Source organism: Psychrobacillus sp. BM2, assembly GCF_048572895.1.
Classification (GTDB): Bacteria; Bacillota; Bacilli; order Bacillales_A; family Planococcaceae; genus Psychrobacillus.
Genome location: NZ_CP183878.1, coordinates 2,358,691 through 2,372,665, shown reverse-complemented (window position 1 = coordinate 2,372,665; position 13,975 = coordinate 2,358,691). Strand labels below are relative to the sequence as shown.

Here is a 13,975-nt window from a genome sequence, read left to right as displayed (position 1 = left end):
TAACATATTTGTTCATTATACTTCGATTATGTAAAAATAGTAAGTTTAATTTTTCCTAGGGAGCTAAAAAATGAGAGAAAGATTATACCAAACCATGATTGAATTAACCAATGGGAAATGGTCCTCGTCACTAATCCGTAGCTTTACACATTCCAAAGTAAGCAAACATATGATTCCCTTTTATATTAAGTATTTTAATATATCAACTCAAGATACGATACAAAAAAGTAATGATTTCACTAATTTACATGACTTTTTTATTCGTAAGGTTAAAGAGGATAGCCGTCCGATAGATCAAAGAGTGACTAGCATTATTAGCCCTGTAGATGCTACAATAGAAACCTTTGGGGATATTACAAAGGACGGACTCTTTTATGTAAAACAGAAAACCTACACGTTACAAGATATGCTAGGTTCAGAAAAAAAAGCTTCGTCCTTTCAGAATGGAAAATATATTGTTTTATACTTAAGCCCAGCAGAATATCACCGAATACATTCTCCAGTGGACGGGAAGGTAATAAGTCAATATATTCTTGGTGAAAAATCGTATCCAGTTAATAAATGGGGACTGCAGTTTGGAAAACAAACGATAAGTGGTAATTATCGAATGCTTTCGGAATTAGAAATGCCTAACGACAAAAAATGTATACATATAAAAGTAGGGGCCATGTTTGTAAATTCAATTGAGCTTACGAATAATTCTAATGTATGGAAAAAGGGGGAAGAGGTCGGATATTTCTCCTTTGGATCGACTGTCGTCATGCTATTCGAGGCTGATAGTGTGGAGTTCTCAAGTAAAGTTCATCCAGGTAAATTTGTGCGAATGGGTGAGAATGTAGCAAATATGCTATAATCATAAATAGAAAAAGTCTCGAATTGGAGTGTTCGTCTTTGTATTCATATTTTATACCTAGTGAATTTGTAAGAAGTGTCTTTCATATAACACCTGAAATGTTAAAAGATAAAGGGATAAAGGCCATTATTACGGATTTAGATAACACATTAGTTGAATGGGATCGACCAGATGCTACCCCTAAATTGATCGAGTGGTTCGCAAGTATTAAAGCTGCTGGGATTCAAGTAACAATTGTTTCTAATAACAATGAGCTACGAGTCAAATCCTTTGCAGATCCACTTGGAATCCCTTTCATATTTAAGGCTCGTAAACCACTTGGAAAAGCATTTAATCGCGCATTAAGTATTATGTCGGTGAAACGAGAAGAAGTAGTAGTCATTGGTGACCAGTTATTAACTGATGTGTTCGGCGGGAACAGACAAAAACTTCATACGATTTTAGTCATTCCGGTTGCGAAGTCTGATGGATTTGTGACCAAATTTAATCGTATGGTGGAACGAAGAATTTTTAAATACTTGGACAGAAAAGGACAAGTTACATGGGAGGAAGAAGCGTGACAGAAGCACCAAAATGTATCGGTTGCGGTACAACAATTCAAACAGAAAAAGTAGGAGACCCTGGCTATGCGCCAGTTTCCTCTTTAGAAAAAGAAGATATTATATGTCAGCGTTGTTTCCGATTGAAAAATTACAATGAATTACAACCAGTTTCATTGACAGATGATGATTTCCTTCGAATTTTAAACAGCTTAGGAACGCAAAAAGGGTTAATCGTTAAAATAGTTGATATCTTTGATTTTAATGGTAGCTGGTTACCTGGTTTACATCGTTTTGTTGGTAACAACCCTATTTTGTTGATAGCAAATAAGGCCGATTTATTGCCAAAATCGGTGAAAAAAAATAAAGTCATCAATTGGATGAAACAGGAAGCTAAAAAACTAGGCTTGTCTCCAATAGACGTATTATTTGTGAGTGCACATAAAGGTACAGGTATGCCAGAAGCAATGGAAGCAATAGAACATTATCGTAAAGGTGAGAATGTTTATGTTGTAGGTTGTACAAATGTTGGAAAGTCAACATTCATTAACCGTATTATTAAACAAGCTACTGGAGAAGATGCGATTATTACTACTTCACATTTCCCTGGAACTACATTAGATATGATTGAAATTCCATTAGATGACAAAAAATCTTTATTTGATACTCCTGGTATTATTAATCACCATCAAATGGCGCATTATTTAGATCCATCGGAATTGAAATATATTACACCTAAAAAAGAAATCAAACCGAAAGTATTTCAACTAAATAGTGAACAAACATTATATTTAGGTGGCTTATCTCGTTTTGACTTTATCAAAGGGGAACGTGCAGCTTTTACTTGTCATATAGCAAATGATATTCCAATCCACCGTACAAAATTAGAAAATGCGGATAATTTATATAAAGAGCATAAAGGTAAATTATTGTCTCCACCTAGTGAAGAGTTTGCTGATCTACTGCCTCCTTTAGTTCGTCATGAATTTAAGATTAAAGATGATAAAACAGATATCGTATTTTCTGGTTTAGGGTGGATTACTGTACAACGTGGCGGAGTAATTGTAGCCGCGCATGCACCTGCGGGAGTAGAAATATCTATTCGTCCATCGTTAATATAGGAGGGATAGGTTTGAAAAAATGGTTTGCAGTGATAGGAAATCCGATATCCCATTCCTTATCACCTAATATGCACGAAACATGGTTAAAGCAGCTGAGTATTGAAGCAAGTTATATTCCAATACAAGTGGAACAAGATCATTTAGAGCAAGCAGTGAAATCGTTAAAGCTACTTGGATGTAGTGGCTGGAATGTGACTGTTCCTTTTAAAGAAGAGATTATTCCATTTCTTGATGAAGTGGATGATTCTGCAAAAGGAATTGGAGCAGTAAATACGGTAGTGAAAACATTGGAAAACAAATATATTGGGTATAATACCGATGGATTAGGTTTTATTGAATCGCTCGGTTCCATTAAATCTGACCATAATATATTGATGATTGGAGCAGGAGGTGCAGCGCGTGGTATAGCTCATGCTTTCAAAAGTCTTGGTTTTACACAACTGACAATCGCCAATAGAACGTTAGAAAAAGCGAAAGTACTAGGGGATGAACTCAAAATAGGACAGGCAGTGACTTTAGAGGAAGCTGAAAATACTTTGAATAAGTTTGATATTGTCGTTCAAACGACACCACTAGGTATGAAAAATAACGATGCATCACTGCCAATCAAGTTAAATCTGTTAAAAGGGAATGCAATTGTTGCGGATATCGTTTATAATCCTTTAGTTACCCCTTTTTTAGAGGAAGCCAAGAAATACAATGTTCAAACAATTAATGGTCTAGGAATGCTTGTACATCAGGGAGCACTGGCCTTTTCATATTGGAACGGAGTTAAACCCGATACAAATGGGATGATCCAACAATTGATAGAGCAAATAGGAGGAAATTATGTTAACAGGTAAACAAAAAAGATTTTTACGTAGTCAAGCACACAATCTATCTCCGATTTTTCAAGTCGGTAAAGGTGGAGTAAATGATGCTATGATTAAACAAATCGGAGAAGCACTAGAAGTTCGTGAGTTAGTTAAAATTAGTATTTTACAAAATTGCGAAGACGATAAGCATGAAGTGGCAGAAGCACTTGCAAAGGGTACTAGAGCAGAGCTAGTACAACTGATTGGTTTAATGGTAGTGCTATATAAACCTTCTAAAAATAACAAACGAATCGAGCTTCCAAAAGCGAGTCGTGCATGAGAAAAAAAGTAGGGATTTTAGGTGGAACTTTTAACCCGCCGCATATTGGTCATTTGATTATTGCAAATGAAGTACTACACGCATTGAAATTAGATGAAGTGCGTTTAATGCCAAATGCTACCCCTCCTCATAAAGAAATACAAAATAGAGTCACAGCTAACCAACGTATGACTATGGTGGAATTATCTATTAAAGAGATTTCCATGTTGAAAATAGAAACGATTGAAATCGATCAAGGTGGAACTTCCTATACATTTGATACGATGGAGCTTCTTAGAAAACGTGAACCGCAAACTGATTTTTATTTTATTATCGGTGGAGATCAGGTGGAAGAGTTGCCTAAGTGGTATCGAATCGAAGAACTTATACAAAATGTGCATTTAGTAGGAGTTCCAAGACCAAATAAATTACTCGAAACAGCATATCCTATAGTAATTATAGATATACCTCAAATCGATTTATCTTCTACTACTATTCGAAATCGAATAGCAAATGGCGAAACTACCCAGTTTCTAATAAGTGATGCTGTTCGAGATTTCATCCGAAAGGAGAAGTTATATGAAACATGAACATTTACTGGAACAGGTGAAAAATCGAATGCCTGAAAAACGATTTATACATACAAAAGGTGTAGCCGAAACAGCTACTCAATTGGCCGAAATGTATGGAGAAGATCCTGAAAAAGCAGAGATTGCAGGGATTTTACATGATAGTGTGAAGTATGCAGAGAAAGAATGGCTAAGATCCATCATTGTTTCAGAAAAAATGAATCCATTACTATTAGATTTTAATCATGAATTATGGCATGCTCCTGTCGGTAGTTTTGTCGCGAGAACAGAATTTCAGATTACGGATCAGGATATTTTGCAAGCTATTGAGTTTCATACAACAGGTCGAGTAGGTATGTCTAAATTAGAGAAAATAATCTATGTATCGGATATGATTGAGCCTAGTCGGAATTTTTCTGGAGTCGAACTCTTGAGAGAAAAAGCAAAGGTTGATTTAGAAGATGCAATGACAAGTTGTATAAAGCATAGTATTTCATTTTTGATAGAAAAAAAACAACCGGTATTTCCGGACTCATTTCATTGTTACAATGATTTGATACAACAGAGAGGAACAGTGAAAGAATGACATCTTCAAATTCATTAGTAGAAATCGCTTATAAAGCAGCGGACGATAAAAGAGCAGAGGATATTGTCGTATTAAATATGCAAGGAGTTTCTTTACTTGCTGACTACTTTTTAATCTGCCATGCGAACTCGGATCGTCAGGTTCAAGCAATTGCAAAAGAACTAGAAGAACAAGCCTTCAAAGCAGGATTTAATGTGAAACGATTAGAAGGTTTTGATGAAGCAAGATGGATTTTAGTAGATATGGGTGACGTTGTAGCGCATGTATTCCACAAAGATGAACGTGCTTATTATAATTTAGAGAGACTTTGGGGAGATGCACCAATGATTCAAGTTGGGCAAGATGCTTAATGTCTACGTATGAACAATTTGCTTATATTTATGATTCATTAATGTCCGATATTCCGTATAATAAATATGCGGAATGGGTAGAACAGAACGCACCTCTTTCTACATCAAAAAAATTAGTTGATATCGGCTGCGGGACAGGAGTTCTCAGTAACCATTTTGCTAAAGCGGGATATAAGGTAATAGGTGTAGATGTATCTGAATCTATGCTTACGGTAGCTCAAAATCGAAGCTTTGAAAATGGAACGGATATCTCTTTTATATGTCAATCAATGGCTGAACTTGAAGGTGTAGATGAGGTAGATATAGCGGTTATTGCTATTGATTCACTTAATTATCTCGAGACATTACAGGAAGTAGAGCAGACGTTTCATCGTTTATTTACAGCTTTAAATCCAAATGGACAATTGTTTTTTGATGTGCATTCTCTTTATAAAATGGATGTAATTTACCCGAATGGACCCTTTACGTATGAGGATGAGCAAGTTGCTTATCTTTGGCATACGGAGCAAGGAGAAGAAGAACATTCCATTTACCATGATATTACTTTTTTTGTTCAAGATGAATCCGGTTATTACGAACGTTTTGAAGAGTCCCACTATCAACGTACGTATCCTATAGAAACTTTTACAAGTCTTCTTGAAAAGGTAGGATTTTCTTCTGTAAACGTCTATGATGATATTTTTGGAAAGCCTACAGAAGAAGTGGATAGATGGTTTATTCACGCAGTAAAATAAGAAAAACTCCTTTTCTATCGTTTTCGAAGGGCTTTGGACGGACATTTTGCTATAGAATTACCGAGTGATTTTTTTAGTGATTATTGGTTGTGACGATTGTCACAACCAATAATCACTTTTTTCGGTCATCTTATGGCGGTTGCCTATCAGTCGCCCTTCTACAAATATTAAAAACAGGTTAGTGCGTTTTTGGATAACTAGAGATAAGCTACTTTCTAATTCATAGATGGGATGACAGTCTAAGTACGCGACAACGCTATCGCAACGACTGCCTGACCCACATCGTGTTGGTCCTCGAAGATGCAATTTCGTTCGCTAGTAAAAAGAATTTAATCTCTTATTTATAAAAATAATCCTTTTCAACTAGAGGTAAATTTAGTATAGTTTCTATAACTCCATATAATTTACCTCTTATGAAAGAGGCTGATGATTCTGATTCAACTGTTTGTCCAGAAATATAAGAAAAAGCTATTACTCCCAGTAGTAGTAATAGGAATCATACTGTTTATCAGTATTCACTCCTTTTTAAAATCGACCACCCCCAAAGTCGATTCCATTCAAACTATCCCATTAAAAGAAAATTTTACAGAAGTAGAAACAATTGAATATGTGGAAGATCCCATTGTATTTGTAGAAGTAAAAGGTGCTGTAACGAAGCCAGGGGTCTATGAACTTTCCGAAGAAGATCGCGTGTTAAATGCGATTGAAATGGCGGGAGGCTATTTGCCGTCAAGTAACTCTCAACATATCAATCATGCAGAGCGTGTGAAAGATGAAATGGTTATCTATGTTCCAGAAGAGGGGGAAGAAGAGGTAGAATCACCGTTATCTACTCGTAGTTCCCAATCATCTTTAGTAAATATAAATAATGCAGACGCCACTGGCTTAACTACTTTACCAGGTGTTGGAGTAGCTAAAGCGGAGGCAATTATCTCTTATCGAGAGCAATCAGGAGGCTTTAAAGAAAAAGAGGATTTGATGAAAGTGACTGGAATAGGACAAAAAACGTATGAGAAACTGGAACCATTAATATCAGTTAAATAATAAATAGATTATTGAAGTTTCTTACTCAAACTACTACACTTAAAGAAACAATTATTTCGGAGGTAGTTATATGGAGAGAATAACTTGGGATCAATTTTTCTTGGCACAGAGCCATTTACTTGCACTAAGAAGCACATGTACACGTCTAGCAGTAGGTGCCACGATTGTTCGTGATCGGCGAATCATGGCTGGAGGATATAATGGATCTATCTCAGGTGGTGACCACTGTATTGATCATGGATGTTATGTCGTAGATAATCATTGTGTGAGAACGATACACGCAGAGATGAATGCACTATTACAATGTGCTAAATACGGCATTACAGTGAGCGGTGCTGATTTGTATGTAACTCATTTTCCATGTCTCCCTTGTACAAAGTCAATCATTCAGTCTGGCATCAGTCGCCTCTACTATGCTCAAGACTATAAGAACAACTCTTATGCCATTGAATTGTTAGAAAAGGCTGGTGTCGAAGTTATTCATGTGCCTTTCGATGAAAGAAAGATAGATTTCCTTAGTGATGAAAAAGTTGCATTATACGCAGAATTGATTTCAAAGCTAAGAGAAAAAGGGGCAAGTAGTGAAGAACTGGAACCTTATGAAATGAAGGTGGCAGAATTATTTGGATTAACAACTTCCGTGGAAATTTAATATATATCGCAATAACGGCGATAGTAGGTGTAATAGCTGCATTCAAATCTGCCCTTATTCTTTGCTTCCTGTTTGTTATTCTATCTCTGCTGTTATATAAACAGTTTCCGATATCATTCATAGTCTTTACTTTAAGCATAGGAATCGGATGCTATTTTTATACGGAACAGAGAATACCTATTCCTCCGCAAGAGCAGAATGTCACCCAAATTACATGGACAGATATATACCGCATAAATGGGGGCACTCTACGTGGTTTTGCTACAACAGAGAACAAGGATAAGTGGTATGTTCAATTAAAACTGGACAGCGAGCAGCAGAAGGAAGCATTTATAGAATATTCGCTTGCGGGATTAACTATGAACGTTCTTACAGAAGAGGTATCTAAAAGACCAAAGGCACATGTCTATGCTTTTGATATGGATAATTATTTGAAAAGTAATGGTGCTGTAGGTCAACTTCAGATTTCCCAATATGAACTTATTGGACAGGAAAAAAATTTTATATCCTTTATGGCTGGTCAACGATTTAAGATGAAACAACATATCCAAGACCATTTTCCATTATCTTTGCAGGCAGAAGCAGAAGCGCTTTTAATAGGTAGTAGGGAGCAGATGCCCACCGATATGCAAAATGCCTATCAGACGCTCGGAATAACGCATTTATTTGCTATATCTGGTCTTCATGTAGCACTAATCGTTTGGTTATTTTATGAAATGATGATTCGTATTGGTGTGAGGAGAGAAACCGCAAATTGGCTTCTACTAATTGCGCTTCCTTTATATGCTTTACTTGCTGGAGGGGCACCTTCTGTATGGCGATCCGTGTCTGTTACAGAGATTGTATTAATCTCCATGTTTTTTCAAAGAAAAATAGCAATAGAAGACGCTTTTTCACTAAGTATTATCGGTTTTGTCTTTTTAACACCGTGGATCATATTCCAAATTGGTTTTCAACTCTCCTATTTGGCTGCATTTTCCCTTATTTACTCCTCGAAATTATTGAAATCAAGTCAATCTTATTTATTTCAATCATTTATTATTACTGCTGTATGTCAACTTATCGTTTACCCTATTCTTCTCTACCACTTCTATGAGATTTCTATTTCCTCTTTTCTTGCCAATTTAGTATTTGTTCCTTTATTTTCTTTTGTCATTTTACCTATAAACTTATTTTTTTTATTGTTAACGTTTATATTTCCTGCTCTGGCTGAAATCTTGTTTTTAGTTTATGAACCCATTCGAAATCTATTGGATATTCTCATATTGAAACTAGGCACTTTACCTTATCAATTGTGGAACCCGATGAAACCGCAGACCTGGACCGTATTACTCGCATACATTAGCGTAGTTTTGCTGCTTATCTCTGTAGAACGAAAAAAGAACGTTTTTTTCAGTACTCTTTTTTTCTTATCTGTTGTAGTGTTCATTCAGCTAGCGCCTTATTTAGATACATCGACAAGAATTACTTTTGTAAATGTTGGACAGGGTGATTGTGTACTTATAGAAATTCCTTTCCGCAAACAAGTGATTTTGATTGATACTGGTGGGTTATTAAGGTTTGATCAAGAATTTTGGAAACAAACGAACGAGCCATATGAAATTGGCAGACAGGTTGTTTTACCTTTTTTAAAGGGAAAAGGTATTAATACTATTGATACACTTATCCTTACGCACGCAGATGCTGATCATATGGAAGGTGCAGAAGAGGTACTAAGAGGTGTAAAGGTAAAGGAAATTCATATTACTCCTGGATCTGGGGAGAAAGAAGTAATGAATGATTTATGGGAGGAGATTAAAAAGCAACGAATCCCAATCTATGAAAAGAAGGCTGGAGATACTATCTTATCGGATTATTTCCATTTTCAATATTTATATCCAATGGATGAAACGTATGAAGGGAATAATGATTCTCTAGTACTATCCATGAAAAATAATTATTTTCATGGATTATTTATTGGTGATTTAGAGGAACAAGGAGAGTTAGGATTAGTGGAGCGCTATTCAAATGCTATACAACAAATTGAACTTTTGAAAATTGGTCATCATGGAAGTAAAACTTCTAGCAATGAACAGTTTTTGACATTAGTTCAGCCGAGTGTAGCGATCATACAAGCTGGGTTTGAGAATCGCTACGGTCATCCTCATCCAGAGGTGGTCGAGCGATTAGAAGAATTACGTATTCCGTATTTACAAACGGGGACGGACGGCACTTTTGAAGTTGAGATTAATAAAAGTGGGGTTATGTTTGTTACAATTCCATAAGCATCTATTTAAATGAAAAAAGGGTTTACCTCCACGAGGCAAAACCCTTTTAATTTCAATCAGTATGATTGAAGAATATCTCACTAATTGAAGTTTCACTTTATCCCGCTTTAACGGGCAGTATGACTCCCGCTTCAAGGCTTTACCGAAGCACAAAGCATAAGTGGGAGATAACTGTCCGTAAAAGCCCGAATGGTTCAACTAACAATTAGCGGGGGAAAATAACCCTCCACTAATTGAAGTTTCACTTTATCGAGCTACGAACTCAATAACGGTTGCAATGATAAACATTATTGCAAAAAAACCAAAGGAGACTACAAAACCTACACCAGAGTCGATCGCGTCGTTACGTTTCGACTGGACATTTTGTTCAAACTCATTCATTGTTACCCCTCCTATTTCCCCCTAATTATAAAGGATTGCCTATAAAAAATCTATATACAAACTTTTCTTTTTCTAGTAAGGCATATAATGTCGCAATTTATCCCGGTTTAACAGGCTGTAATATCCCAATTCAACTTTAGTGAAAGCATGAAAAAACCAGATGGGATAAACAGCCTGTAAATCCCCGATTGGTTCAACTAACCCTTACTGAGGGAAGCTTCACTTTATCCACCGATTTAAGTTATAATGAAAATTAACTATATGTAGCAAGGAGCACTTAGCATGATTTCAGAAAAGTGGATGCAAATATCTAATAATAAGATTTCTTCTGTGTATTTATTATATGGCATTGAGGCGTATTTTATCGAAGAAACAATAAAAAGAATTAAAAGGCAATTAAGTGAGCAAGGGGAATTAGAAGTTATTACCTTTGATATGGAGGAAAGTAAAGTTGATGAGGTCATGTATGAAGCAGACACCATTCCTTTTTTTTCAGATAAAAAACTTGTAATAGCAAAGAATGCATTTTTTTTAAAGGCTACAGAAAAAGGAAAAGAAAAAATAGTCCATGATACCGTGAGACTAGAAGAGTGGCTAAAATCTCCGTCACCATCAGCGATAACCGTTTTTATAGCACCTTATGAGAAACTAGATGAACGCAAGAAAATTACGAAGGCTATGAAACAGGCGGCCAATGTCATTGAATCAGCTGGTTTACAGGTACATGACCTGAAGGGCTGGATCTTACATGAGCTTTCCACTCATGGTAAAACGATGTCTGATGAGGCAATAGATTGTCTTATAGAATTTGGTGGGACTGATCTTGTTCATCTGCAAACAGAGTTAATAAAAATAGCGACATATGTTGGAGAAGAACAAGAGGTAGATATAGAAACTATAAAAAAATTACTTGTTCGTACATTAGAGCAGGATGTTTTTACATTAGGAAATGCATACCTTTCGGGGAATAAAAGTGAAGCTATTGAAATTTTTCATGATCTATTGAAGCGAAAAGAGGATCCATTGAAATTAAATGCATTAATAGCAACACAGGTTAGACTAATGGTGCAAGTAAGTCATTTAAAGAAAAAAGGTTATCATGCACAGCAAATTGCTAACCAACTCAAAGTACATCCATACCGGGTAAAGTTATTAATAGATCATCCAATGCTACACAATGAACAAAAGCTATTACAGACACTAAATGACCTTGCGACAGTGGATTTACAATTAAAAACTCTCAATATTAACCGTGATAGAATTTTAGAAATGTTTTTATTGAAATAAAAACAAAAGATAGGCCATTACATAATTTTTAACAAAAAAAGACTGTCCGATTAAATCGGTCAGTCTTATTTTTGTTACGCTTTTTTCATTAATTGAGACTTCTTACGAGAAGCTGCGTTTTTATGAATTAAACCTTTTGAAGCTGCTTTTTCAAGTTGTTGAATAGCAGTTTTAATAAGATCTTTTGCGTTTTCGTCGTTATTAAGAGCAGCAGTATCAGCTTTTTTCACAGCAGTACGCATTGCTGATTTTGCTTTTGCATTTTGAGTGTTTAATCTCTCATTTGTCTTAACACGTTTAATAGCAGATTTAATGTTTGGCATACCTTTCACCTCCTAATAAGGTCTGAGATGATACATTTCTTTCTAATACAACAAGCATTATTTTAACAAACACGAAAACAAATTGCAATATATAAATGCAAAGAATATTTACTTGACACTTCGACCACACTAAAAAAGAGGTGATATTATGTGGGGAAGAACTGATTTATTAGACGAATCAGATGAAATGGTAAGGCATCGTTCAGCCGCGGAAAAAAACAAACTTGAAGATTCCGAGGGGATTTCATTTGATGAAAAACGTGAAGGTGCAGTACTTGTCACATCAATTGAAGTAGATGAAAAGGGAGAAAAGAAAATAGGGAAGAAAAAAGGTAAATATATTACCTTAACAGATTTAACGGTGAGTCCGGATAGGGAGGATAGTTTCAAGCCAATTGAAAAAGTATTTATCGAAAAGCTTAGAGAGATGCATAGTGATTTAAATCTATCAAAGGATTCAAAAGTATTAATCATAGGATTAGGTAATGCAACTATAACACCAGATGCCATTGGTCCAAAGGCAATTGAGTATTTACAAAGCTCTTCAGTGACCCAAAGTACTGAGCATGTAAAAGTGGTTATGTACGCACCAGGGGTAACTGGACAAACCGGATTTGAAACAAGTGATTTTATCGAAGCAATTAGTAAAGCATTTAAACCGGATTTAATCATTGTGTTAGATGCTTTAGCAGCTAGAAATAGTGAACGGCTATGCAAAACGATTCAATTGACGAACACAGGAATACATCCAGGATCCGGTGTAGGAAACCAACGAAAAGAAGTATCTGAAGAGGTATATGGTGTTCCTGTAACAGCTATTGGTATTCCAATGGTTGTAGATGGTCCAGTATTATACGCAGACGCAATGGAGCAAGTCATTCATTATATTGCTTCTAAGATTGAAGAAAAAAATAGCCCTTCCTCTGCATTAGCGGTAACTCCAATGGTGTCTAGTAAAAAACCAAACATTGATAAATCTGTCCTTGAACCCATCTTTGGTGAATGGGTTACGTGGCCAACAGAAGAAAAAAGAAAGTTATTTGAAGAAGTATTTGTCGGGAAAAATCCATCCTTATTTGTGACCCCAAAAGAGACGGATGCTTGGGTTGAACAATATGCATATATACTTTCCAATGGAATAGAAAGTTGGATTACAACTAGATAAAGTGTTCTAAAAAGGCTGCTCTCTTCATACGATTGTGTGAGGAGAGTGGAAATTATGGCTAAGTCCTTAAAGAATGTAGTTAGCATTTTATTACTTTTATTTTTAGCACCAATTATTATTGCAACCGTCCAAACGCCTCTTTTCCCGCAACAAAAGCAACAAACAGTAACAAAAGAAGTAACATCGAAAGAAGAAAGTAATACTGCTGTTGTTTACGCAGCGCAGTTAGAAACAAAAACGCCAGTTTCCGAAATTTTGGAGCCTAAAAAAGCATTTGTCTATTTTACCCATTCCCAAGAAGCCTATAAGCCTATACTAGCTGCTAAAGGTGAAAAAATTGCAACGTACCATCCTGCAGACAATATTACGTCTTTCCAAGAACAGATAACTAATCAATTCGCCTTCCATCAATTAGAAACTGATATTTTGGGACCTGAGACTACGGGAGATGCGAGGCAGTATAATTCAATAAGACCTTTTGTTCAAAATGCATTAGGGCATAACAAATATGATATTATTTTAGATATTCATAGAGATTCAGCCAAAGCAAATGTGACAACGCTTAAAAGTGGGGAAGAAAGTTACGCTAAATTTATATTTGTTATTGGCCGAGAGCACCCCAACTATAGAGTGAATGAGCAACTTGCACAAAATCTCTCTAACCAATTAAATAAATTAGTACCTGGAATTTCAAGAGGGATATTGCCAAAAGAAGGAAAGGGAGTAGACGGTGTATACAATCAAGACCTTGCCCCAAATTTACTTAATGTAGAATTAGGGGGCATTGATAATGATGAACAAGAAATTAATCGTTCGATTGCGATTTTAGCTAAAGCAATATCTAACATGTTAAATGACGATTTACCATTATAAATATACTAAAAAGAGATGAAGCAAGTCATAGCCGCTTCATCTCTTTTTGTATGAAAATATACTCGTAGATTGTGTTATGTACGGGTTTTTGATAAGATTAAAGTCTGGCGAAAATTTA

At 35.7% G+C, this 13,975-nt stretch carries 17 protein-coding genes; 15 read left to right on the top strand and 2 right to left on the bottom strand.

Annotation, left to right across the window (positions count from 1 at the left end):
- The first annotated feature begins 70 nt into the window (after positions 1 to 70).
- The 12 genes from ACN6MX_RS11615 to ACN6MX_RS11560 all read left to right on the top strand — a co-directional run bounded on the left by ACN6MX_RS11615 (position 71) and on the right by ACN6MX_RS11560 (position 9,825).
- The gene (locus ACN6MX_RS11615) at positions 71 to 853 is read left to right on the top strand and encodes a phosphatidylserine decarboxylase (RefSeq protein WP_419959076.1); all 783 of its coding nucleotides are present in this window, start codon (positions 71 to 73) and stop codon (positions 851 to 853) included.
- Between the two features lie 38 nt (positions 854 to 891).
- Positions 892 to 1,413, top strand: coding sequence for a YqeG family HAD IIIA-type phosphatase (locus ACN6MX_RS11610; protein WP_419959075.1), 522 nt, complete (start codon positions 892 to 894; stop codon positions 1,411 to 1,413).
- Entirely contained in the window at positions 1,410 to 2,513 is a 1,104-nt protein-coding gene (gene yqeH / locus ACN6MX_RS11605) for a ribosome biogenesis GTPase YqeH (protein WP_419959074.1), read from the top strand. The genes ACN6MX_RS11610 and yqeH overlap by 4 nt, the downstream gene beginning before the upstream one ends.
- A gap of 11 nt (positions 2,514 to 2,524) precedes the next feature.
- The gene (aroE, locus tag ACN6MX_RS11600) at positions 2,525 to 3,355 is read left to right on the top strand and encodes a shikimate dehydrogenase (protein WP_419959073.1); all 831 of its coding nucleotides are present in this window, start codon (positions 2,525 to 2,527) and stop codon (positions 3,353 to 3,355) included.
- The gene (yhbY, locus tag ACN6MX_RS11595) at positions 3,342 to 3,647 is read left to right on the top strand and encodes a ribosome assembly RNA-binding protein YhbY (RefSeq protein WP_419959072.1); all 306 of its coding nucleotides are present in this window, start codon (positions 3,342 to 3,344) and stop codon (positions 3,645 to 3,647) included. Before aroE ends, yhbY begins: the two co-directional genes overlap by 14 nt.
- Positions 3,644 to 4,216 carry a nicotinate-nucleotide adenylyltransferase gene (locus ACN6MX_RS11590; RefSeq protein WP_419959071.1) on the top strand — a complete coding sequence of 191 codons (573 nt, stop codon included), beginning with the start codon at positions 3,644 to 3,646 and terminating at the stop codon, positions 4,214 to 4,216. The genes yhbY and ACN6MX_RS11590 overlap by 4 nt, the downstream gene beginning before the upstream one ends.
- A complete protein-coding gene (gene yqeK, locus ACN6MX_RS11585) occupies positions 4,206 to 4,781 on the top strand; it encodes a bis(5'-nucleosyl)-tetraphosphatase (symmetrical) YqeK (RefSeq protein WP_419959070.1) in 576 nt (191 codons plus the stop codon). The genes ACN6MX_RS11590 and yqeK overlap by 11 nt, the downstream gene beginning before the upstream one ends.
- On the top strand, positions 4,778 to 5,131 hold the full coding sequence (rsfS, locus tag ACN6MX_RS11580) for a ribosome silencing factor (protein ID WP_419959069.1): 354 nt from the start codon (positions 4,778 to 4,780) through the stop codon (positions 5,129 to 5,131). Before yqeK ends, rsfS begins: the two co-directional genes overlap by 4 nt.
- A complete protein-coding gene (locus ACN6MX_RS11575) occupies positions 5,131 to 5,865 on the top strand; it encodes a class I SAM-dependent DNA methyltransferase (RefSeq protein ID WP_419959068.1) in 735 nt (244 codons plus the stop codon). The genes rsfS and ACN6MX_RS11575 overlap by 1 nt, the downstream gene beginning before the upstream one ends.
- A gap of 426 nt (positions 5,866 to 6,291) precedes the next feature.
- Positions 6,292 to 6,909, top strand: coding sequence for a helix-hairpin-helix domain-containing protein (locus ACN6MX_RS11570; RefSeq protein ID WP_419959067.1), 618 nt, complete (start codon positions 6,292 to 6,294; stop codon positions 6,907 to 6,909).
- 70 nt (positions 6,910 to 6,979) lie between these two features.
- A complete protein-coding gene (locus tag ACN6MX_RS11565; protein WP_419959066.1) occupies positions 6,980 to 7,561 on the top strand; it encodes a ComE operon protein 2 in 582 nt (193 codons plus the stop codon).
- 68 nt (positions 7,562 to 7,629) lie between these two features.
- Positions 7,630 to 9,825: a DNA internalization-related competence protein ComEC/Rec2 gene (locus tag ACN6MX_RS11560; RefSeq protein WP_419962610.1), complete on the top strand. Its 2,196-nt coding sequence runs from the start codon at positions 7,630 to 7,632 to the stop codon at positions 9,823 to 9,825.
- A gap of 249 nt (positions 9,826 to 10,074) precedes the next feature.
- Here the strand turns inward: ACN6MX_RS11560 and ACN6MX_RS11555 are convergent, their stop codons facing one another.
- Complete coding sequence (locus ACN6MX_RS11555; protein ID WP_340779389.1) at positions 10,075 to 10,209, bottom strand: YqzM family protein; 135 nt, start codon at positions 10,207 to 10,209, stop codon at positions 10,075 to 10,077.
- A gap of 282 nt (positions 10,210 to 10,491) precedes the next feature.
- On the opposite strand from ACN6MX_RS11555, the gene holA reads away from it, so the two are divergent.
- Positions 10,492 to 11,496, top strand: a complete 1,005-nt coding sequence (holA, locus tag ACN6MX_RS11550; RefSeq protein WP_419959065.1) for a DNA polymerase III subunit delta — start codon at positions 10,492 to 10,494, stop codon at positions 11,494 to 11,496.
- Between the two features lie 74 nt (positions 11,497 to 11,570).
- Here the strand turns inward: holA and rpsT are convergent, their stop codons facing one another.
- Entirely contained in the window at positions 11,571 to 11,819 is a 249-nt protein-coding gene (gene rpsT / locus ACN6MX_RS11545; RefSeq protein WP_090563860.1) for a 30S ribosomal protein S20, read from the bottom strand.
- A 148-nt stretch (positions 11,820 to 11,967) separates the two neighbouring features.
- On the opposite strand from rpsT, the gene gpr reads away from it, so the two are divergent.
- Positions 11,968 to 12,984 (top strand): GPR endopeptidase, encoded by a 1,017-nt coding sequence (gpr, locus tag ACN6MX_RS11540; protein ID WP_419959064.1) that lies wholly within the window; start codon positions 11,968 to 11,970, stop codon positions 12,982 to 12,984.
- A 54-nt stretch (positions 12,985 to 13,038) separates the two neighbouring features.
- Complete coding sequence (gene spoIIP, locus ACN6MX_RS11535; protein WP_419959063.1) at positions 13,039 to 13,857, top strand: stage II sporulation protein P; 819 nt, start codon at positions 13,039 to 13,041, stop codon at positions 13,855 to 13,857.
- Positions 13,858 to 13,975 lie beyond the last annotated feature (118 nt).